Annotated in this window: 27 protein-coding genes; all 27 read right to left on the bottom strand. The window is 56.5% G+C overall.

All coding sequences use genetic code 11. The features are described 5' to 3' along the window. Nucleotides 1-183: 183 nt before the first annotated feature. Nucleotides 184-1,953 carry a Wzy polymerase domain-containing protein gene (locus P4L78_RS00355; protein WP_309326231.1) on the bottom strand — a complete coding sequence of 590 codons (1,770 nt, stop codon included), beginning with the start codon at nt 1,951-1,953 and terminating at the stop codon, nt 184-186. Continuing rightward, nucleotides 1,950-2,696, bottom strand: coding sequence for a twin-arginine translocase subunit TatC (gene tatC / locus P4L78_RS00360; RefSeq protein WP_283150933.1), 747 nt, complete (start codon nt 2,694-2,696; stop codon nt 1,950-1,952). The genes P4L78_RS00355 and tatC overlap by 4 nt, the downstream gene beginning before the upstream one ends. A 3-nt stretch (nt 2,697-2,699) precedes the next feature. After that, nucleotides 2,700-3,221, bottom strand: a complete 522-nt coding sequence (tatB, locus tag P4L78_RS00365; RefSeq protein WP_309326232.1) for a Sec-independent protein translocase protein TatB — start codon at nt 3,219-3,221, stop codon at nt 2,700-2,702. Between the two features lie 25 nt (nt 3,222-3,246). Then, nucleotides 3,247-3,462, bottom strand: coding sequence for a Sec-independent protein translocase subunit TatA (tatA, locus tag P4L78_RS00370; RefSeq protein WP_309326233.1), 216 nt, complete (start codon nt 3,460-3,462; stop codon nt 3,247-3,249). A gap of 60 nt (nt 3,463-3,522) precedes the next feature. Next, nucleotides 3,523-3,879, bottom strand: coding sequence for a histidine triad nucleotide-binding protein (locus tag P4L78_RS00375; protein ID WP_283150930.1), 357 nt, complete (start codon nt 3,877-3,879; stop codon nt 3,523-3,525). A gap of 120 nt (nt 3,880-3,999) precedes the next feature. Further along, the gene (locus P4L78_RS00380) at nt 4,000-4,329 is read right to left on the bottom strand and encodes a phosphoribosyl-ATP diphosphatase (protein WP_283150929.1); all 330 of its coding nucleotides are present in this window, start codon (nt 4,327-4,329) and stop codon (nt 4,000-4,002) included. A 167-nt stretch (nt 4,330-4,496) separates the two neighbouring features. Then, nucleotides 4,497-4,889, bottom strand: coding sequence for a phosphoribosyl-AMP cyclohydrolase (gene hisI / locus P4L78_RS00385; protein ID WP_309326234.1), 393 nt, complete (start codon nt 4,887-4,889; stop codon nt 4,497-4,499). Beyond that, nucleotides 4,886-5,653 carry an imidazole glycerol phosphate synthase subunit HisF gene (gene hisF / locus P4L78_RS00390; protein WP_283150927.1) on the bottom strand — a complete coding sequence of 256 codons (768 nt, stop codon included), beginning with the start codon at nt 5,651-5,653 and terminating at the stop codon, nt 4,886-4,888. The genes hisI and hisF overlap by 4 nt, the downstream gene beginning before the upstream one ends. 78 nt (nt 5,654-5,731) lie before the next feature. After that, nucleotides 5,732-6,475, bottom strand: a complete 744-nt coding sequence (hisA, locus tag P4L78_RS00395) for a 1-(5-phosphoribosyl)-5-[(5-phosphoribosylamino)methylideneamino]imidazole-4-carboxamide isomerase (RefSeq protein ID WP_283150926.1) — start codon at nt 6,473-6,475, stop codon at nt 5,732-5,734. A gap of 46 nt (nt 6,476-6,521) precedes the next feature. After that, a complete protein-coding gene (gene hisH, locus P4L78_RS00400; RefSeq protein ID WP_283150925.1) occupies nt 6,522-7,163 on the bottom strand; it encodes an imidazole glycerol phosphate synthase subunit HisH in 642 nt (213 codons plus the stop codon). Nucleotides 7,164-7,191: 28 nt separating this feature from the next. Then, nucleotides 7,192-7,785: an imidazoleglycerol-phosphate dehydratase HisB gene (hisB, locus tag P4L78_RS00405; RefSeq protein ID WP_283150924.1), complete on the bottom strand. Its 594-nt coding sequence runs from the start codon at nt 7,783-7,785 to the stop codon at nt 7,192-7,194. 132 nt (nt 7,786-7,917) lie between these two features. Next, on the bottom strand, nt 7,918-8,262 hold the full coding sequence (locus P4L78_RS00410) for a cupin domain-containing protein (RefSeq protein WP_309326235.1): 345 nt from the start codon (nt 8,260-8,262) through the stop codon (nt 7,918-7,920). Beyond that, on the bottom strand, nt 8,259-8,615 hold the full coding sequence (locus P4L78_RS00415) for a TfoX/Sxy family protein (RefSeq protein ID WP_309326236.1): 357 nt from the start codon (nt 8,613-8,615) through the stop codon (nt 8,259-8,261). Before P4L78_RS00415 ends, P4L78_RS00410 begins: the two co-directional genes overlap by 4 nt. Nucleotides 8,616-8,701: 86 nt before the next feature. Further along, entirely contained in the window at nt 8,702-10,000 is a 1,299-nt protein-coding gene (gene hisD, locus P4L78_RS00420) for a histidinol dehydrogenase (protein ID WP_405051490.1), read from the bottom strand. A gap of 208 nt (nt 10,001-10,208) precedes the next feature. Then, nucleotides 10,209-10,859, bottom strand: a complete 651-nt coding sequence (gene hisG / locus P4L78_RS00425; protein ID WP_283150921.1) for an ATP phosphoribosyltransferase — start codon at nt 10,857-10,859, stop codon at nt 10,209-10,211. A gap of 136 nt (nt 10,860-10,995) precedes the next feature. Further along, nucleotides 10,996-11,400 carry a DUF4870 domain-containing protein gene (locus P4L78_RS00430; protein WP_309326237.1) on the bottom strand — a complete coding sequence of 135 codons (405 nt, stop codon included), beginning with the start codon at nt 11,398-11,400 and terminating at the stop codon, nt 10,996-10,998. Further along, complete coding sequence (gene murA / locus P4L78_RS00435; RefSeq protein WP_283150919.1) at nt 11,400-12,650, bottom strand: UDP-N-acetylglucosamine 1-carboxyvinyltransferase; 1,251 nt, start codon at nt 12,648-12,650, stop codon at nt 11,400-11,402. Before murA ends, P4L78_RS00430 begins: the two co-directional genes overlap by 1 nt. Before the next feature lie 82 nt (nt 12,651-12,732). Then, the gene (locus P4L78_RS00440) at nt 12,733-12,909 is read right to left on the bottom strand and encodes a hypothetical protein (protein ID WP_309326239.1); all 177 of its coding nucleotides are present in this window, start codon (nt 12,907-12,909) and stop codon (nt 12,733-12,735) included. After that, nucleotides 12,906-13,145, bottom strand: a complete 240-nt coding sequence (locus P4L78_RS00445) for a BolA family protein (protein ID WP_283150917.1) — start codon at nt 13,143-13,145, stop codon at nt 12,906-12,908. Before P4L78_RS00445 ends, P4L78_RS00440 begins: the two co-directional genes overlap by 4 nt. A 20-nt stretch (nt 13,146-13,165) precedes the next feature. Then, a complete protein-coding gene (locus P4L78_RS00450) occupies nt 13,166-13,921 on the bottom strand; it encodes an ABC transporter permease (RefSeq protein ID WP_309326240.1) in 756 nt (251 codons plus the stop codon). A 32-nt stretch (nt 13,922-13,953) separates the two neighbouring features. After that, nucleotides 13,954-14,862, bottom strand: coding sequence for an ABC transporter ATP-binding protein (locus P4L78_RS00455; RefSeq protein ID WP_283150915.1), 909 nt, complete (start codon nt 14,860-14,862; stop codon nt 13,954-13,956). After that, nucleotides 14,859-15,743: a VacJ family lipoprotein gene (locus tag P4L78_RS00460; RefSeq protein ID WP_309326241.1), complete on the bottom strand. Its 885-nt coding sequence runs from the start codon at nt 15,741-15,743 to the stop codon at nt 14,859-14,861. The genes P4L78_RS00455 and P4L78_RS00460 overlap by 4 nt, the downstream gene beginning before the upstream one ends. Nucleotides 15,744-15,869: 126 nt before the next feature. Next, complete coding sequence (locus tag P4L78_RS00465) at nt 15,870-16,139, bottom strand: lipid asymmetry maintenance protein MlaB (protein WP_283150913.1); 270 nt, start codon at nt 16,137-16,139, stop codon at nt 15,870-15,872. After that, nucleotides 16,136-16,768, bottom strand: coding sequence for a phospholipid-binding protein MlaC (locus P4L78_RS00470; protein WP_283150912.1), 633 nt, complete (start codon nt 16,766-16,768; stop codon nt 16,136-16,138). The genes P4L78_RS00465 and P4L78_RS00470 overlap by 4 nt, the downstream gene beginning before the upstream one ends. Beyond that, entirely contained in the window at nt 16,769-17,242 is a 474-nt protein-coding gene (gene mlaD, locus P4L78_RS00475) for an outer membrane lipid asymmetry maintenance protein MlaD (RefSeq protein ID WP_390901571.1), read from the bottom strand. It lies immediately after the preceding gene. Between the two features lie 11 nt (nt 17,243-17,253). Next, a complete protein-coding gene (gene mlaE, locus P4L78_RS00480) occupies nt 17,254-18,015 on the bottom strand; it encodes a lipid asymmetry maintenance ABC transporter permease subunit MlaE (protein WP_283151417.1) in 762 nt (253 codons plus the stop codon). A 25-nt stretch (nt 18,016-18,040) separates the two neighbouring features. Then, nucleotides 18,041-18,850, bottom strand: a complete 810-nt coding sequence (locus P4L78_RS00485; protein WP_283150910.1) for an ABC transporter ATP-binding protein — start codon at nt 18,848-18,850, stop codon at nt 18,041-18,043. Nucleotides 18,851-19,059: the final 209 nt, after the last annotated feature.

Here is a 19,059-nt window from a genome sequence, read left to right on the forward strand (position 1 = left end):
TTGCTGGTCAAAAAGGAGGGCTGTTGTGGCCCTTGTTATCATCTACGTCGGTTTCGTCCGGATGGATGCGCTGCGCTTGGCGGTACTGATGGACGGCTAGCCGTGAGGGCTTCTGTTTCTCGCACGGACATGAAAAAAGCCGGCTGGGGAGCCGGCTTTTCTAATTGCGCTGCGATGATGGAATCAATCGTCGTCGCTATCATCGTTTGGATCGTATGGCTGTTTGCCATACATTTTTTCCCCTGCGGCCACATCCACCAGCAACGCTTGCACCGCAGGTTCATGCGGGAAGCGTTCGATTTCGTGGCGGTAATAACCCAGGCTATCCGGGAACGAATAAATTGCCTGGCGAATGCGTTCGTGCGCCTTGGCTTGATCGCCTAACAGTGCGCGCATGATGGCCTCATCCGACAACTGGCCCGGATATGGATGGATGCGATCCAGTTGGGCAACAACGCCAAGCTTCCAGGCGATGTCGTCCCGGTTGGCCACGATGAAGTTCGACAGACCAAATTCGGCAAAGTAATCCAGCAGCGGGTTATGGCGCATTTGCTCCAGGATATGGATGCGGCGTTCATTCTCTTTGGGCTTGCTGGAGCTATCCATGATCGGATAAAGCTGGATATAAAACGCGGTACCGGCAATACCCAGAGCCAGTGCGGCGAGGCCGGTCAACATGCCACCCATGCGGGACTGCACCATCGACAGGCCGCCTTTGGGCGCGTTGTCGAACATCAGGTACAGCATCAGCGCAAACGGGCCGAAGAAGTGGAAATACCACAGCGGGTATTCCACCAGGCTGTGCAGGATGGACACGATCACCAGCGACGCACCAAACACCGCCACCGTATCGTGTCGTCGACCCCACAGTGCAGCAAAGGCGAGCAAGAGCGGCACGACGACGACGACGGTGCCGATTACGCCGGTTTCTGCCATCAGGTTCAGTAGCGAGTTGTGGCAATGGGTAAACAACACCGGTTCAACGACCTTGGCAAAGGCCGGAATTACCTGCAAGCGCACGCTTTCCGCGCCATAGCCGCCCCAGCCTACGCCCAGCACCGGATGCTCCAGGAATACCATCCAGGCCTTGTGCCATTCCACCAGACGACGGGCGCCATTGGAGTCCAGCCGGTCCAGCCCGGTCGGGACTTCATTCTTGGCGTGCAAGGAGGCTTGCATGACTTCGTTGATCAGTGGCGCCACGAACTGCATGGCCAGAATCAATACTGCCGCCCCGAACAGGAAGCCGGCAAAGCGGCGGTTTTTGCCATGCGTGGTGAAGAACAGCACGCCACCGAATACCAGCCAGGCACCGGCGTACAGGAAGATGGAGCGCGAACCACACCATGCCATCGACAAGGCCAGCCACGCCGCCAGAATCCAGAAGGCCCAGCTTTGCAAACGGCGATGCGCCGTCAGCCATGCCGCCGCAGCCAGACCCCAAGCCAGATAATGGCCGTACATGTTTTTCTGGCCAATGTTGCCAAAAATCAGGCGCGGGCCATGCTCCAGCAACTGCACAATCTGCGGCACTGAAATGCCGGTATTGAACAGCGCACCCACCAGCAAGCCCCACGCCAGCGCAACGGCCAATGGCTCAATGCCATGTTCGTCACGGGCCAGCGACAGGCTCCATACGGCCAGACCAGCCGTAATCAGATAACTGAGTGGAATGGTGCGCTCAGACCAGTAAATAACCGGCAGGGCCACAATCTGGATCAGCAACACCGCGGCCAGAGCCAGCCACGGCCAGCTCATCCACGGCGGGGCACTGCGGCGCAAGGTATTAGGCAGTGCCGCCGCAGCCATGATCAGCAGGGCGCAGAAACCAAAAGCGGCCAGTTCTGACGGGAACACCGGATTGGGCGGATAACGGAATGGAATGCCACATGGCACAGCGGCCAGCAGAAATAACAGTGCCTGATAAATGCGAAGTGAAGCGGGAGTTTTCATTGTTCTTGTGGGTCGGTGTTGGGAGGAGCGCCGCGCCCGGTCCAGCGGGCGACGATGCAACCGGCTTCATACAACAGCCAGAGTGGGACGGCGAGCAGACATTGCGAAAGCGGGTCGGGCGGAGTGACGACCGCAGCGACGATAAACGCACCCACAATCACATACGGGCGCCAGCTCACCAGTTTTTCTACGGTAACCACGCCGATGCGAACCAGCAGCACGATGGCTACCGGCACTTCGAAGGTGATGCCAAAAGAAATAAACAAACCCAGTACAAAGCTCAAGTACTGGTCGGAATCCGGCAGCCAGGTCATGGATGACGGAATGTGCGTGGCGACGAAGCCAAACACGGTTTTAAACACAAAGAAATAAGCGAACGCCATCCCGCAGACAAACAGCAGCGTGGACGACACCACCAGCGGTCCGATCATGCGTTTTTCGTGGGCATAGAGGCCGGGTGCGACAAAGGCCCACAGCTGGTACAGGCTGTGAGGCATGGTGATCACCACCGCCGTCATGGCCACGATTTTTACCTGCAGCAAGAACGGTGAGGCAATGCCGATGGAAACCAGTTTCTGCCCCGGCAGCACGGCCGTCAGTGGCGCCACCAGAAAGTCATACAGCTGCTGCGAGAAGTAAAAGCAGATGGCAAAGCCGACAAAGAACACCAGCGCGCTGCGCACAATGCGCGTGCGCAACTCGATCAGGTGGACCAGCAGCGGCTGAAAGTTATCCTGGGTCATGACTCAGCGACGATCACGCGCCGGCGGTTGCTCGGCGGGCGGAGTGTAAAAGAGATCAAGCTGACGCTCGTCATGCTCGGGGACAAGTTCTGCGGCGGGTTCGGCGTGCGGCGCGGCGCTGGCAACGGAAGGCGTTGCTGCCACCACAGGTTGTTCAATTTGCGGCTCCAGTGCCATATCTTCGGGCGTGGCAACATGTGCGGGCTCCATCATCGCTGGTGTAGCAATGGTGGGCGTGGCGACTTCGGGTGTCGCGCTGAGCAACGCGGCTTTGGCGTCAGCCAGTGGCTGATGGATTGTGTTGCGTAAGGCGGTGCCTTCAGCGCGCATCTCGGCCTCAATCTTTGCCAGTTCGCTTTGTGCGATCTCGCGATCCAGATCGGCTTTAACGCTGGACGCAAAGCGCTGCGCGCGCCCCACCAGCAAGCCCAGTGTGCGCGCTACTTTTGGCAACCGCTCCGGGCCAATGACAACCAAGGCCACCGCACCGATCACGGCCATCTCACCCAGACTGATGTCGAACACGAGTAATTTCCGTCAGCAGGGCGGTTTAGCGTTTGTCGCGTTCGGCAGTGTCAATGACGCGGCCAGTTTCAGGCTTGGTATCGGCTGGCTTGGCTGCTTCGCCTTCACCGTTGATGCCTTCCTTGAACCCACGCACGGCAGAACCCAGATCCTTGCCAACATTACTCAGTTTCTTGGTACCAAAAATCAGTACAACCACGACCAGCACAATCAGCCAGTGCCAGATGCTTAAAGAACCCATTTGTTTGCTCCAGGCGGCGCAAAGCCGCACGTTCATTAAGGTAACAACAGAAAGATCGACTTACTGCGTTTTGATTTCAGCCAGATTCGGGGTCATGGCGTTACCGCCAAAGACGTGCACGTGCAGATGGAAGAAAGTCTGCCCACCCGCGTGACCGGTATTGATCACGGTGCGAAAGCCATCCGCCAAACCATGTTCGTCGGCAAGTTGCGGTGCCAGCAGCAACATCTTGCCCAGCAATGCCTGGTGACGCGGCAGGGCATGTGCCAGTGAATCAATGTGGACTTTGGGCACAATCAGAAAATGCACTGGCGCGACCGGATGGATGTCGTGAAAAGCCACGACTTCATCATCTTCATAAATTTGCTTGCTGGGGATTTCACCGCTGGCCAGCTTGCAGAACAGGCAATCAGTCATTGTTATTCTCCATGTACACCAGACGTCTAACCACGCCTACGCGAGTAGCCGGTTAATCCGGCCGGTGCCGGTATCAGTACAACGATATTTTGGGGCAGTCCGTTGCGTACTTACGTGTACTTAATCGTGCGCCGGGCGTGAGGCTTTTTCCTCGATACCCGAAATGCCTTCGCGGCGGGCCAGTTCGGCGAGCACATCTTCTGCGCTCAAGCCTTCGTGGGCCAGCAATACCATGGTGTGGAACCACAAATCTGCAACTTCACGTACCAGGTGCAGCTTGTCGCCATCTTTGGCGGCCATGATGGTTTCGACCGCTTCTTCTCCCACCTTTTTCAAGATAGCTTCCTGGCCTTTATGAAACAGCTTGGCGACATAGGAAGTGGACGGGTCTGCGTTACGCCGCGCGGCGAGTGTCTCAGACAGGCGTTCCAGAATCTCGGCGGAAACCATACTTCGCTCCAGGTACAAAGGGTCAATTATAGGGTGGTTTGATTACGAAAGGACGGCGGGGTTGCAGGCAGCATGTTTTAAGATGTACGAATCAACCCGGGCAATTTGAAAAGCCCGTCTTGCGACGGGCTCCGGGGCGACCATTCAACGGTTCATGCCGACGACCTTTAGTGCGAATGCTTGCCGTAAATGCTTGCCGGGTCTTTCAGCACCGCGTCTACCACTTCCCATTCAGCGCCGACGAGTTTACGGAAAAAACAGCTTTCGCGTCCGGTGTGGCAGGCAATTCCGCCATCTTGCTGGATGATGTAGATCAAGACATCGCCATCGCAATCGAGCCGGATTTCCTTGATGTGCTGGAAATTGCCGGATTCTTCCCCTTTGTGCCACAACTTCTGGCGTGAGCGGGTCCAGTAATGCGCGGTGCCTTTTTCGGCAGACAGGGCAACGGCATCTCGATTGGCAAAAGCAAACATCAACACGCGGCCAGTGTGCTCGTCCTGGGCGATGACCGGCACCAGCCCGGCATCATCAAATTTGATTTCATCCAGCCAGCTCATAAACGCACCTCGATCCCGGCATCGCGCATGGCTTCTTTGGTCTGGCGCACGGTGTATTCACCAAAGTGAAAGATCGACGCGGCCAGCACGGCATCGGCATGGCCCAGGGTCACGCCCTCGACCATATGCTGTAAATTGCCCACGCCGCCAGAAGCAATCACCGGAATATCCACAGCGTCGGACACCGCACGGGTCAGCGGCAGGTTGAAACCGATCTTGGTGCCATCGCGATCCATGCTGGTCAGCAGGATTTCGCCAGCGCCCAGTTGCTGCATCTTGATTGCCCACTCCACCGCGTCCAGGCCGGTAGCGTTGCGACCACCGTGGGTGAAGACTTCCCAGCGATCATTCGTGCCTGACACAGCCTTGGCATCAATCGCCACCACAATCGCCTGGCTGCCAAATTTGGCGGCGGCATCCGCGACCAGTTGCGGGTTGGTGATGGCGGAGGTGTTGATACTGATTTTGTCGGCACCCGCGTTCAGCAAACGCCGGACGTCTTCTACCTTGCGCACGCCACCGCCTACCGTGAGCGGGATAAACACTTGCGAGGCGACGGCTTCAATGACGTGCAGAATCAGATCGCGATCATCCGAAGACGCTGTGATATCCAGAAAGGTGAGCTCGTCGGCACCTTGTTCGTCGTAACGCTTGGCGATTTCAACTGGATCACCCGCATCGCGCAGCTCAACAAAGTTCACACCCTTGACCACGCGGCCAGCGGTGACATCAAGGCAAGGGATAATGCGTTTGGCTAGTGGCATGTCAGCTTCCGGGCCCGGGAAAAAAAGTGCCGGCGTGTTGCACCGGCATTTTTCTTTGCGAGGGCTGCAGGGTAAAGGTCAGGCAGCAACCGCTTCGTCGGCGAGGTCTTGCGCGGCTTTGAAGTCGATGGTGCCTTCGTAAATGGCACGACCGGTAATCACGCCTTCAATGCCTTCGCTTTCGACTTCGACCAGCTTGCGTACGTCATCCAGATCGGTCAGACCGCCAGATGCGATCACCGGAATGGTCAGCGCCTGCGCCAGCTTGACGGTGGCTTCAATGTTGACGCCAGAGAGCATGCCGTCGCGGCCGATATCGGTGTAGATCACGCTTTCCACGCCGTAATCCTGGAAGCGGCGGGCCAGATCAACCACATCGTGCTCGGTAATCTTGGACCAGCCGTCGGTGGCAACGCGGCCATCTTTGGCGTCCAGTCCGACGATGATGTGGCCAGGGAAGGCATCGCATGCTTCGTGCAAGAAACCTGGAATCTTGACCGCAGCGGTGCCAATGATGACGTAATCGATACCGGCATCGAGATACTGCTCGATGGTGTTCAGATCACGAATACCGCCACCCAGTTGCACCGGAATCTCGCCATCGACTTCGGCCAGAATGGCTTTGATGGCGTCCAGATTCTTGGGCTTGCCGGCAAATGCACCGTTCAAATCCACCAGATGCAAGCGGCGACCGCCAGCATCCAGCCAGTGGCGAGCCATGGCAGCGGGTTTTTCAGAAAACACGGTTGCGTCTTCCATGAGGCCCTGGCGCAAACGTACGCAGTGGCCGTCTTTCAAATCAATCGCGGGAATAATCAGCATGATGCAGAAACTTCAATGAAGTCAGGTTGTTAGAGGAGTCACCCGTTTAAGGGCGACCATCCCAGTGTACAAAATTTCGCAGCAATTGCAGCCCGGCATTGTGACTTTTCTCCGGATGGCATTGAATTGCGAAAATATTGTCGCGCGCAACGGCGGCGGCAAACCGGTAAGGGTAAGCCGATTCAATCACTGTGATGTCGTCAGAAGGCTTGAAGTGATAGCTGTGGACAAAGTAAAAGCGGTCACCATCCGGAATGCCTTGCCACAACGGGTGCTCACGCGTGATGAACATCTCGTTCCAGCCCATGTGTGGCACTTTCAGCTTTTGGCCGTGCTCGTCATGCATCAGGTCTTTGGGAAAGCGCATTACTTCACCGGCAAATACGCCCAAGCCCGGCGTCTGGCCTTCTTCGCTGTAATCAAACAGCAATTGGGCGCCCACGCAGATGCCGAGGAACGGTTTTTGGGTGGCAGCGTCCAGCACCGCTTGTTTCAGACCGCTTTCCTGCAAATGGCTCATGCAGTCCGGCATGGCGCCTTGCCCGGGGAAAACCACTTTGTCAGCGGCTGCGACCTCGATAGGATCGTCAGTCAGCACGATGCTGGCGTCATCACCGGCAACGTGTTCAAGGGCTTTGGTGACGGAATGCAGATTGCCCATTCCGTAGTCAACGATTGCAATGCGCATTTCAGATATTCAACGCTAGAAAAGTCGGTTAACCGACCAGGGTGCCTTTGGTGGATGGCGTAATGCCAGCCATGCGTTCATCGTATTCGATTGCCATGCGCAATGCACGGCCGAATGCCTTGAAGATGGTCTCGGCCTGATGGTGGGCGTTTTTGCCCTTCAGGTTGTCGATATGCAGACTGATTGCCGCGTGGTTTACAAAACCGCGGAAAAATTCGCCAAACAGATCAACGTCGAAACCGCCAATCATGGCACGGGTGTATTCCACGCCGTATTCCAGACAGGGCCGACCAGAAAGATCAATCACCACGCGCGACAAGGCTTCGTCCAGCGGCACATAAGCGTGGCCGTAACGGCGAATGCCTTTCTTGTCACCCACCGCTTTGGCAAAAGCCTGGCCCAGCGTAATGCCGACATCTTCCACGGTATGGTGGGCGTCGATGTGCAAATCACCCTTGGCCACGATATCCAGATCGATCAAACCGTGACGGGCGATCTGGTCCATCATGTGTTCCAGAAACGGCACGCCGGTGTCGAATTTGGATTTGCCTGTCCCATCCAGATTGATGGAGACGGTGATCTGGGTTTCAAGAGTGTCGCGGGTAACCTGAACTTGACGCATTGTGTTCTCGTAATCAGCAATAGCCCTTGTGGGCGCAATTGGCGTAATTGTCCACGAGTTGGTCATGCGCGTGAAGCAAAAGCGGGCATTGAACGCGTTAAAACGCCGTAAATGGCAATAAATGGCACCAAATCAGGCTGCAACCCGGTCGCCGTGGCTCGGCGGTAGCGACGTAACCAGAAAATGCGCGTCGATTTGCGATGGGTTCTGTACTTGATGCGGGACGCCAGCGGGGACTTCAACCCCTTCGTGCTGACCGAGTAAAACGGTGCTGCCTGCGATTTCGATCTGCAATTGGCCACTCAAAACATAGAAAAACTGGCTTGAGTGCTGGTGATAGTGGCGCTGCTCCGAACCGCCCGGGCCGATCCGTTCCTGAATGATCGACAGTGCAGGATTACGCACCAGATGCCAACCATCTTCGCCATCACCCCAGTTGTAATGCGTGGCGTTTTGGGTAGAGATTTTCCCGGTCATTTCTTTTTCTTGTTTTTACTGGTCGCAGCCCTCAAACCCGCACCAATGCCTTCTCGCGACCAATCGCGAATCGCCTCTGGGTCTTCCAAGGTGTTTTCCGGCAGCGGGTAGTACGACATGGTTTGCTGGCAACCGTCTTTCATCCGGTACATAAACGGTTGCAACTGCTCGGCCTCAAAACGCGGGCGACTGGTGTCGTCCACTTTTACGTAAAACACGTCGTCAGCGATGAGAGCAAAAAAGACCTCATCACAATACAGCCCGTAGCCGCCGAACATGGATTTGACGCGGATGTGGCCCAATGGCGCCAACTGCTCGACGAGCCATTCCAGATATTCACTTTTTGCTGGCATTGCAGATCACCCTCGGGCCGGTGTTATCAGTGCAGTGCTAACCCGGCTGGACGCCCGGCCGGGCTCTTGAGATTAACTCTTACTGATTATTGATCGTTCAAGCGATACTCGGCTGCACGTGCGTGCGCTTGCAAGCCTTCGCCATGCGCCAGTGTGCTGGCGATGCGACCCAGACTTTGCGCGCCTTCGGCGGAAACCTGAATCAAGCTGGAGCGTTTCTGGAAGTCATACACGCCCAGCGGGCTGGCAAACCGTGCGGTACGGGCGGTCGGCAATACGTGATTTGGCCCGGCACAGTAATCGCCCAGGCTTTCCGAGGTGAACTTGCCAAGGAAGATCGCGCCAGCGTGCTTGAGCTTGGGCAGCCAGTTTTGCGGATTATCTACCGACAACTCCAGATGCTCCGGGGCAATCCAGTTGGCGATGTCGCACGCTTCATCCAGATCTTTCACCTGGATCAGCGCACCGCGACCACTGAGCGACGCGCGGATAATATCGGCACGCGGCATTTCGGGCAGTTGGCGTTCAATGCTGGCAGCCACTTTCTCGATAAAGTCAGCGTCCGGACACAGCAAAATGGCTTGGGCGATCTCGTCATGTTCGGCCTGGCTGAACAAATCCATGGCTATCCAGTCTGGATCGGTCGTGCCATCGCACACCACCAGAATTTCTGACGGCCCGGCTACCATGTCGATACCGACAATACCAAATACGCGGCGTTTGGCGGCGGCAACGTAGGCATTGCCGGGGCCGGTAATCTTGTCGACTTGCGGGATGGTTTGGGTGCCATAGGCCAGTGCGCCAACCGCTTGCGCACCGCCGATGGTGAAGGCACGGGAAACCCCGGCGATATAAGCCGCGGCCAGCACCAGATCGTTACGTTCACCACGCGGTGTCGGGACGACCATGATGATTTCGCTCACGCCCGCGACGTGCGCGGGAATCGCGTTCATCAACACGGACGACGGATACGACGCTTTGCCGCCTGGCACGTAAATGCCAACGCGATCCAGCGGTGTAACTTGCTGACCCAACAGCGTGCCGTCTTCGTCGGTGTACTGCCACGACGACATTTTTTGATGCTCGTGATACTTGCGTACACGTGCGGCAGCGGCTTGCAGGGCGTCTTTCTGCTGTTGCGGCAGACGCTCGAATGCGGCTTTGAGTTCGTCTTGCGACAACTCCAGTTGCGGCATGGCATCGACACTCAGGCCATCAAAACGCTGGGTGTATTCGATAACTGCGGCATCGCCCCGATGTTTGACGTCGTCCAGAATCGCGGCGACACGGGTATCGACTTCCGGGTCTTGGGAAGATTCAAAGGCGAGCAGTGCAGCCAGCTCGCTCTGGAATTGGGGGGCGCGTGAATCGAGACGGCGGATCATGGCAAACATCCGGTTTTATGCAAAGGAGAGTGATTATACCGGCTGCATCCCCGACGTTGCGAAACCACTTGTTCACAATCTGGACAGGCAGGGGTTAGGGGCGGGAATCGTTTGAAATGGCTGGATCGGTTTTATCCGGTCAGACCGCACATGAAAACGCCCTCATCCATGAGGAGTGAGGGCGCTGGTCTTTATTGCAACTGCGGCTTCAGGCGGGGTTACGCGCTGCAACCGTGGCGGCGAACGTATCAATAATCGGCTGCAGGCGATCTTGTTTGAGCTTGAGTGCGGCCTGGTTCACGATCAGCCGTGAACTGATATCGCGGATATCTTCCACCGCCACCAGGTTGTTGGCCTTCAGCGTGCCACCCGTAGAAACCAGATCGACAATCGCATCGGCCAAACCCACAAGCGGCGCCAGTTCCATCGAGCCGTACAGCTTGATCAGGTCAACGTGCACGCCCTTGGAGGCAAAGTGCTCGCGTGCACATTCGGTGTATTTAGTGGCAATGCGCAAGCGTGCCCCTTGTTTCACCGCGCCTTCATAATCAAAGCCGTTCTGCACGGCGACCATCAGCTTGCATTTGGCGATTTCCAGATCCAGCGGCAGATACAAGCCCGCGCCGCCGTGTTCCAGCAGCACGTCTTTACCCGCCACGCCCAGATCGGCCGCGCCATATTGCACGTAGGTGGGGACGTCGGTGGCACGCACGATGATCAGGCGCACATCTTCGTGATTGGTGCCAATGATCAGCTTGCGCGAGCTTTCTGGTGCCTCGCTTGGCACGATGCCAGCGGCAGCCAGCAGCGGGACGGTTTCTTCAAAAATGCGGCCTTTGGACAGCGCGATCGTAATCATATGTTGTCTTGCTCTGTTTATAGAGTGGCGGATAAAACCCAGCGAAGCGGTGATGGCAAGGCGTGCGAAACGCAGACAGTACAAAATGGTACGGCAAGTGAGTACAACGCAGCCAGCAGGGTTTTATTTGCCGCTCTTATTTGAAGAGTTTCAGGTTCAGTGGGTAACGTGACGGCCAGCCATTGATGGCTTTGGCGCCTTCCCACAGACAAAACATGGCGGAGCCGATGGCCACCCACCAGATCGGAAATACATTATGCAACGCGTACGACAAGATCATGGCGAGCGCGTAAAAACAACCCATCAATAACTGGAAGTTGGCGACCTGCACCGCGTGTTGTTCCACATACTCGGAATGCACGCGGGCAAATTGCAGCACCAGAAACGGAATGATCAACGCCAACACCGGCATCGGCAGGTACGGAATCCAGAAAATGCCGGACAAATGCGTGAGCATGGCGATGGTTTTCTCGACGCCGGTGGGCGGTTTGAGTTTGCCGTCGCTGTCGTCGCTGGCCGGTTTCGGGTTGAGTGTCAGCATCAGGCAATCCGCTCGATTTGTGCGCCGATCCCGCCCAGCTTGGCTTCGATATGCTCGTAGCCGCGATCCAGATGGTAAATGCGATCGACGATCGTTTCACCTTGGGCGATCAGACCGGCAATGACCAGCGACGCCGAAGCGCGCAGATCAGTGGCCATGACGGTGGCGCCAGACAGTTTTTCTACGCCGCGAACGATGGCGGTGTTGCCCTCGGTGCTGATGTTGGCTCCCATCCGCGTCAGTTCCGGCGCGTGCATGAAGCGGTTTTCAAAGATGGTTTCGGTCATGACGCTGGTGCCATCGGCGATGGCGTTGAGCATCATGAACTGCGCTTGCATGTCGGTTGGGAACGCCGGGTAGGGCAGCGTGCGCACGTTCACGGCTTTCGGGCGCTGTTTCATGTCCAGCGCAATCCAGTTGTCGCCCGCTTCGATATACGCACCGGCTTCACGCAGTTTGTCCAAGACCGCTTCCAGGATGTTGGCACGGGTATTGCGCAATACCACGCGGCCTTGCGCGGCGGCGGCGGCACACAGGAATGTGCCGGTTTCAATGCGGTCTGGCACTACGGCGTGGGTGGCGCCATGCAAGGATTTCACGCCTTCAATGGTGATGGTATCCGTACCGTGGCCGCTGATTTTAGCGCCCATGGCGATCAGGCATTCGGCCAGATCAACCACTTCCGGTTCGCGTGCGGCATTCTCGATGGTGGTGATGCCTTCGGCCAATGTTGCTGCCATCAGCAGGTTTTCAGTGCCGGTCACGGTCACCATGTCGGTGACGATGCGAGCACCTTTGAGCTTGCCAGACGCTTTGACATAACCGTGTTCGATAACGATCTCGGCACCCATCGCTTGCAGGCCCTTGATGTGCTGGTCCACCGGGCGGGCACCAATGGCGCAACCACCGGGCAGGGACACTTGCGCTTCACCAAAACGGGCCAGCGTTGGGCCGAGCACCAGGATCGATGCGCGCATGGTTTTCACCAGGTCATACGGCGCGCACAGGTTGGTGATGGCATTGGCAGTCAGTTCGTATTCGTGAACGTTATCGGTCATCACGCGCACGCCCATGCCTTGCAACAACTTCTGGGTGGTTTTGACGTCGCGCAATTGCGGCACGTTGGTCAGGCGCAGTGTATCGGCGGTGAGCAGGCCCGCACAAAGAATCGGCAATGCTGCGTTCTTGGCGCCAGAAATGGTGATTTCGCCTGCCAGCGGATGGCCGCCGATGATTTTCAGTTTTTCCATGATCTTTGCCCGCTCCTGCGGGAATGCGGTTAGCGTGAGCAGCCGTTAGCGGCTGCTTCGGTATGAGTTATCTGGACTGTGCTCAGAGGTATTTCCACAGCAACCAGGCCGCGATGGCGATCAGCCAGGGCAGATTGGTCAGTGCGATCAGCTTCTGGGTGCTGCGGTCGCGCGTTGTGCGCTGGGTCCGGTTGGCTTCTTCGATGCGGGCTTTGTCAGCGGCGATGCCATCGAGATTGAAGCGATCAGGATCGCTCACCGGTTGGCCCATTCTGCGGGCGTGAGCGTTTTTTCCAGCGACAGCGCATGCAGTTCGCCAGAATCGATCACGTCTTTGAGTGCCTCTTTGACCAGGCGATGTCGTGCCAGCAGGCCCAGCCCTTCAAAACGGGGCGAAGCCAGGCGGGCGTAAAAATGGTGGCCGTCACCAGTCACCTCGGTCGCGGTGGCGTCCAGGCGGGTAACCAGCAGGGTTTGAACTTGTTCGGGAGTCATCAGAATCGTTGCTTTCTAGTCTAGTGCCTTAATTTATAACCGGATTTTATCAGTTGCCAGGCCAATGTGGCGAGTACCAGCAATGTAGCGCCGCCAACGGTCAAACTGAGCCATGGCGAAACATCGGCAACCCCGAAAAATCCGAAGCGAAAGCCATCGATCACATAGAACACAGGGTTCCAGTTGGAAACGCCTTGCCAGAACGGTGGCAGGCTGTGAATCGAGTAAAACACGCCAGACAGGAAAGTCAGCGGCATGATCAAAAAGTTCTGGAAAGCCGCCAACTGGTCAAATTTGTCGGCCCATATCCCCGCGATCAAACCCAGAATGGCCATGATCGAGGTACCCAGTAGCGCAAACACCAGAATCCACAAGGGGTGCTGGATTGGCGGAATGGCAAAAAACAGCGTTACCAGCAATACGCCCGCGCCTACAATCACGCCGCGCAAGACAGCTGCCAGCACGTAAGCGGCAAAGAATTCAAAGTGCGACAGCGGCGGCAGCAAAATAAAGATCAGATTTCCGGTGATCTTGGACTGAATGAGACTGGAACTGGTGTTGGAAAACGCGTTCTGCAGCATCGACATCATCGCCAGACCCGGAATCAGAAACGCGGTATAGCGCACGCCTGGATAAGGTTCTACATGTGAGTCGAGCACATGGGCAAAGATCAGCAAATACAACAGCGCTGTCAGAATCGGCGCGAGTACGGTCTGAAAACTGACCTTCCAGAAGCGCAGCAGTTCTTTGTAGAAAAGGGTGGAAAAACCTTGCATGTATGTGGGTTCCGTCGGGCGTCTGTGCGGGCTTAGCCTTGCGCAGTACGGCCTTGCATCATTTCGACAAAGATGTCTTCCAGATCGGGTTTGGCGATCTCGATATCGCGCACGATTGCGCCATGCTGGCGGAGTTCGCCCAGAATCTGTTCCAGTCCGGCCACGTCAGCAAGGCGCAAATCATACAGACCGTCTTTCTCGGCGATGACCTGATCGGCCAGGCTTAATGGCAAATTGCCTTCAGACAATTTGATGCGCAGCGTGCGGGCTTTGCCGCGATTGAGCAGCTTTTGTTTGTCTTCCAGCGCAATCAGCTTGCCTTGCTTGAGCATGGCGATGCGATTGCATAATTCTTCAGCCTCTTCCAGATAGTGCGTGGTCAGCACAATGGTGTGGCCCTGATTGTTCAAGCGGCGCACGAACTCCCACAGTGTCTGGCGCAGTTCCACATCCACCCCGGCCGTGGGCTCATCCAGCACAATGACCGGGGGCCGATGCACCAGCGCCTGAGCCACCATCACCCGGCGTTTCATACCGCCAGACAGGGAGCGCATATTGGCATTGGCTTTATTGGTCAGGCCAAGGTTTTCGAGGATCTCATCGATCCAGGCGTCGTTTTGTTTGAGGCCGAAATACCCCGACTGAAAACGCAGCGTTTCGCGCACGCTGAAGAACGGATCAAACACCAATTCTTGCGGCACGATGCCGACGGCGCGACGGGCATTACGGTAATCGGTGACCACGTCGCGGCCCATGATCGAAATCTGGCCGCTGGTGGCGCGGGCCAGACCGCCCAGGATGGATATCAGCGTGGTTTTACCTGCGCCATTTGGACCCAGCAGTGCAAAGAAATCGCCTTCTTCTACGCTAAAGCTGACATCGTTGAGCGCCTGGAAGTCGCCATAACGTTTGACGACCTGGTTGAACTGGATAGCGCTCACTGACTGGCCTTTGCTTCTGCCGACGCAGCAGTGGCTGCGGGCGCTTCGATTACTGCTGCGGCTGGCGTGGCCGAGGCAACTGCAGAAGCATCTACTGGGGCAACGGGCTTGTCAGCAGCGGCAGGCGCACTGGCGGCGCCAGGTGCCGGTGCTGCGTCATCAGCCGCGTCGTCATCGTCAGTTGGACCCAACTGCAAGGCGTGTGGCGGCTGACCATCGTAAACCTTGTACCAGCGGCGCTGCAGATAGGCGTCACGGATATAGGCGTACGGGTCAGGTTGGGATTCGATCAGTGCATCCAGCGGCAGAACCTGAGCCCGCATATTGATGCCATCAACAGACGCCCAGAGGATTTCTTCGCCGGTGGTGTTCAGATAACTGCCCGGGCCATAGAAAGTGCGCACAACCGGATCAACCGAATCACGCAAGGTGGTTGGTCCCAGCAGCGGCAGCATCAGATAAGGGCCGCTGCCGATTCCCCAATGTCCCAATGCCAGACCTAAATCCTGATCCGGCTTTGGCAATTTCATGTCTGTGGCCCAGTCAAAAATGCCAAACATGCCAATGGTAGTGTTGACGGCGACGCGGCTGATACTGGTGCCTGCTTCTTTGAAATGCCCTTCCAGCAATGAGCCAAAGCTGGAGAACAAGTCGTCGATATTGCCAAAGAAGTTGCTGGTGCCTTGCTTGACCGGGCCAGGGGCGTAATTGGCGTAGACCGTTGCCATCGGTTTGACCACGGCTTGATCGACCACGTTGTTCACAAAGAAAACGCCACGATTGACCGGTTCAAGCGGATCGTAATTGTTTTTGGGGCTGGCACAGGCCGTCAGCAACAGCGCGGCAATGGGGACAAGTCGTCGCATGGTCAGGATTGGCATTTTTTTGATTCGGGACAGACCCGTATTGTAAGCGGTTTCGGGCAAGCTATCAGCCTGAATTGAAAAGTGAATTTACAGCGGTCACAAAAGCAAAAACCCCGCGTGGGGCGGGGTTTACCGATCCGTTCAGGCCCCGGTGGGCAGCAGGTCTTCTACACCATACAGCCGCACCAGCTCACGTAGCGCCGGAGGCACGCCGGTAATCAGGAAGTTGGCTTGTTGGGTTTTTGCCTGGCGTTGCCAATGCAACAGCACTGAAACGGCCGACGAATCGACTTCCTGCACCTGGCTCAAGTCCAGCGTCAGTTCATTTGCCGCTACTGGCCACGAGAATGCCGCCAGCTGCGCGCCGGCGGTGTCCATCGTTAACTTGCCGGTAATGGCATGAACGCTCATTTGGCAGCGCTACCGGTTTTTGCAGTGGAGCCCGCATTGCTGGCCGCGAGCTGCTTGATCAGGCCATCAATACCGTCTTTGCGGATAACGGTGCCAAACTGGTTGCGGTGGCTGTTGATGAAGCTGATCCCTTCAACCGAGATATCAAACACCTTCCAGCCTGCGTCGGTTTTCTCGAAGTTGAAATCCAGGCCAATTGGCTTCTGGCCTGGCAGGTTGACTTCGGTCTGTACAGTTTGCTCGTCTGGTGTGTCGCCCGGGCGTGAACCCTTCACGTCAACCTGCGCGTTCTTGTAGATAGTCAACGCCGACAGATAGGTGCGAACCAGCATGGTGCGGAATTCTTTGGTCAGCGCTTGTTGCTGGTCAGGCGTGGCGCTTTTCCAGTAGCGGCCCACGGCCAGCGCGGTCATGCGGTTGAAGTCGGCCAGTGGCACCAGACGGGTTTCAACCTGACTGCGGATGGTACTGGTGTCTTTGTCGTTTTTCTTGAGGATGTCCAGCACGTCCTTGCTGACACTACGCACGATCTGTTCAGGTGAATCAGTGGCGGCAGGCGCTGCAAATGCAGCACCAGGAAGCAACGCTGCCACACAGATCGCAGCCAGCCAGTTTTTAAACACAGTCATTTATTGATTTCCCGCTGAAGATTTGTCGCTACCGTCTTCCGCCTTGGAAAACAGGAAACGACTGATAAGTTGTTCAAGCACGATGGCCGACGATGTCAGTTTGAAGGTGCTGCCCGCGGCGAGCATCTTGTCGTCAGCCCCCGGCGTAATGCCGATGTATTGTTCGCCCAGCAAACCGGAGGTCAGAATCTCGGCCGATGAATCCCGGCTGAAATGATAGTGGTTATCCAGCGCCATGGTGACTTTGGCGACGTAACGGGACGTATCCAGTTCGATATTGGTGACGCGGCCCACGACTACGCCGGCACTTTTCACCGGTGCCCGCACTTTCAACCCGCCAATATTGTCGAAGTTGGCCGTCACCGTATAAGTTGAGCGCGCCGGCAGGCCGCTCTGGCTGCTCACGCGCAGCGACAAGAACAAAATGGCAACTACACCAGCGGCGATAAACAGTCCGACCCAAAAGTCGATCATGCCTCGTTTCATCAGATTCCCCGGAACATGAATGCGGTCAGGATCACGTCCAGACCAAGAATAACCAGTGCAGAAGTTACGACAGTACGCGTTGTGGCCCCCGAGACGCCTTCGGCGGTAGGTGCTGCGTCGTAACCTTCGAATACCGCGATCAGCGAAACGGCAATCCCGAACACCACGCTTTTGATGATGCCGTTCATGACATCAAATCGCATATCTACCGAGCTTTGCATTTGCGACCAGAAGATGCCGGAATCAAGCCCCAACAAATGCACGCCAATGAGATAACCACCAATAATGCCCATGGCGCTGAACATGGCCGTGAGCAAAGGCATCGAAATCACACCGCCCCAGAATTTGGGCGCGACGACACGGGCGATCGGGTTGACCGCCATCATTTCCATGGCCGACAACTGTTCGGTGGCCTTCATCAAGCCAATTTCGGCGGTGATGGCAGAACCCGCACGGCTGGCGAAGAGTAGTGCACCGACCACTGGTCCCAGTTCGCGCACCAACGACAGCGCCACCATGATGCCCAAGGCGGATGAAGCACCAAAACGACTGAGCGTGTCATAGCCCTGCAGCGCCAGCACCATGCCGACAAACAAGCCAGACACCACAATAATCAGTACCGACAACACGCCAGCGAACCAGATCTCGCGGATGGTCAGGCGTAAGCGCAGTAACGATGTCGGCGAGTGCCGCAGTATCGCCACAAAAAAACGCGCGGCAAACCCGACCTTGATAAAGGTATTGGTAAATGGCCGACCAATACTCGAAAAAAAGCGTACGAGAACATTATCCACGGTTGTTCTCCAGTCCCAGATCCAGTGCATAAGGCGGGGCCGGCTTGTGGAATGGCACCGGGCCGTCACGTTCGCCGTTGATGAACTGCTTGATAAACGGCACTTCCGAGGCACGGATCTGGTCTGGTGTGCCGTGGCCCACAACGCTGCCGCCCGACAAGAAATAAACGTAGTCGACGATATCCAGCGATTCAGAAACATCGTGTGTCACGATGATCGACGCCGCACCCAAAGCATCGTTGAGTTCACGTACCAGTTGCCCGATTGTCGATAGAGAAATCGGATCAAGCCCGGTGAATGGCTCGTCGTACATCATGATCAGCGGGTCCAGCGCCGTGGCGCGGGCCAAGGCCACGCGGCGTGCCATGCCGCCGGAAAGCTCGAATGGCATCAGATCAATGGCGCCACGCAATCCGACCGCTTGCAGCTTCATCAAAACCAGATCGCGAATAACCGACTCGGGTAAAGAAGTGCGTTCGCGCAAGGGGAAGGCCACGTTGTCGTAGACCGACAAATCGGTAAACAGCGCGCCAAACTGGAACAGCATGCCGAGCTTGCGCCGCATGCCATACAGGGCGCTTTCACCCAATGAACCTACTTCGTCACCATCAACCTTGACTGAGCCGCCTTGCGCCTTGATCTGGCCGCCGATCAGTCGCAGGAGCGTGGTTTTACCTGAGCCCGAACCGCCCATAATGGCAACCACTTGGCCGCGCGCGACTGTAAGCGATACATCACTGAGGATGTCTCGCTCTGAATAGCCGAAGCGAACCCGATCGATCTGGACAAGCGGGGAGGTCATGCGAACCCGGTTAGACTGGTGAGTACAAAGGACGTCCATTTTAGGGATAAAGCGGCGTTGCCGCCAGCCCTATGAATATGTCATGAAAATACATGCAACCAAATGTTGTTCTGTCAGAAAGAATTGAGAAAGGCAATTATCGTAATAATTGCCAATGACTAACATCAAAATTTCAATTTTTGCCGAAGTGTAGTTTTTAGCGCTCATTC

Origin of the sequence: Silvimonas sp. (genome assembly GCF_031291215.1) — a bacterium.
GTDB lineage: Bacteria > Pseudomonadota > Gammaproteobacteria > Burkholderiales > Chitinibacteraceae > Silvimonas > Silvimonas soli.

Coding starts and splice junctions, on each gene's coding strand:
- P4L78_RS00355 (WP_309326231.1), bottom strand. CDS start 1,953: ATGAAAACTCCCGCTTCACTTCGCATTTATCAGGCACTGTTATTTCTG.
- tatC (WP_283150933.1), bottom strand. CDS start 2,696: ATGACCCAGGATAACTTTCAGCCGCTGCTGGTCCACCTGATCGAGTTG.
- tatA (WP_309326233.1), bottom strand. CDS start 3,462: ATGGGTTCTTTAAGCATCTGGCACTGGCTGATTGTGCTGGTCGTGGTT.
- P4L78_RS00375 (WP_283150930.1), bottom strand. CDS start 3,879: ATGACTGATTGCCTGTTCTGCAAGCTGGCCAGCGGTGAAATCCCCAGC.
- P4L78_RS00380 (WP_283150929.1), bottom strand. CDS start 4,329: ATGGTTTCCGCCGAGATTCTGGAACGCCTGTCTGAGACACTCGCCGCG.
- hisI (WP_309326234.1), bottom strand. CDS start 4,889: ATGAGCTGGCTGGATGAAATCAAATTTGATGATGCCGGGCTGGTGCCG.
- hisF (WP_283150927.1), bottom strand. CDS start 5,653: ATGCCACTAGCCAAACGCATTATCCCTTGCCTTGATGTCACCGCTGGC.
- hisA (WP_283150926.1), bottom strand. CDS start 6,475: ATGCTGATTATTCCCGCGATTGATTTGAAAGACGGCCACTGCGTACGT.
- hisH (WP_283150925.1), bottom strand. CDS start 7,163: ATGCGCATTGCAATCGTTGACTACGGAATGGGCAATCTGCATTCCGTC.
- hisB (WP_283150924.1), bottom strand. CDS start 7,785: ATGCGTCAAGTTCAGGTTACCCGCGACACTCTTGAAACCCAGATCACC.
- P4L78_RS00410 (WP_309326235.1), bottom strand. CDS start 8,262: ATGACCGGGAAAATCTCTACCCAAAACGCCACGCATTACAACTGGGGT.
- P4L78_RS00415 (WP_309326236.1), bottom strand. CDS start 8,615: ATGCCAGCAAAAAGTGAATATCTGGAATGGCTCGTCGAGCAGTTGGCG.
- hisD (WP_405051490.1), bottom strand. CDS start 10,000: ATGATCCGCCGTCTCGATTCACGCGCCCCCCAATTCCAGAGCGAGCTG.
- hisG (WP_283150921.1), bottom strand. CDS start 10,859: ATGATTACGATCGCGCTGTCCAAAGGCCGCATTTTTGAAGAAACCGTC.
- P4L78_RS00430 (WP_309326237.1), bottom strand. CDS start 11,400: ATGCTGACACTCAACCCGAAACCGGCCAGCGACGACAGCGACGGCAAA.
- murA (WP_283150919.1), bottom strand. CDS start 12,650: ATGGAAAAACTGAAAATCATCGGCGGCCATCCGCTGGCAGGCGAAATC.
- P4L78_RS00445 (WP_283150917.1), bottom strand. CDS start 13,145: ATGACTCCCGAACAAGTTCAAACCCTGCTGGTTACCCGCCTGGACGCC.
- P4L78_RS00450 (WP_309326240.1), bottom strand. CDS start 13,921: ATGCAAGGTTTTTCCACCCTTTTCTACAAAGAACTGCTGCGCTTCTGG.
- P4L78_RS00460 (WP_309326241.1), bottom strand. CDS start 15,743: ATGCCAATCCTGACCATGCGACGACTTGTCCCCATTGCCGCGCTGTTG.
- P4L78_RS00465 (WP_283150913.1), bottom strand. CDS start 16,139: ATGAGCGTTCATGCCATTACCGGCAAGTTAACGATGGACACCGCCGGC.
- P4L78_RS00470 (WP_283150912.1), bottom strand. CDS start 16,768: ATGACTGTGTTTAAAAACTGGCTGGCTGCGATCTGTGTGGCAGCGTTG.
- mlaD (WP_390901571.1), bottom strand. CDS start 17,242: ATGATCGACTTTTGGGTCGGACTGTTTATCGCCGCTGGTGTAGTTGCC.
- P4L78_RS00485 (WP_283150910.1), bottom strand. CDS start 18,850: ATGACCTCCCCGCTTGTCCAGATCGATCGGGTTCGCTTCGGCTATTCA.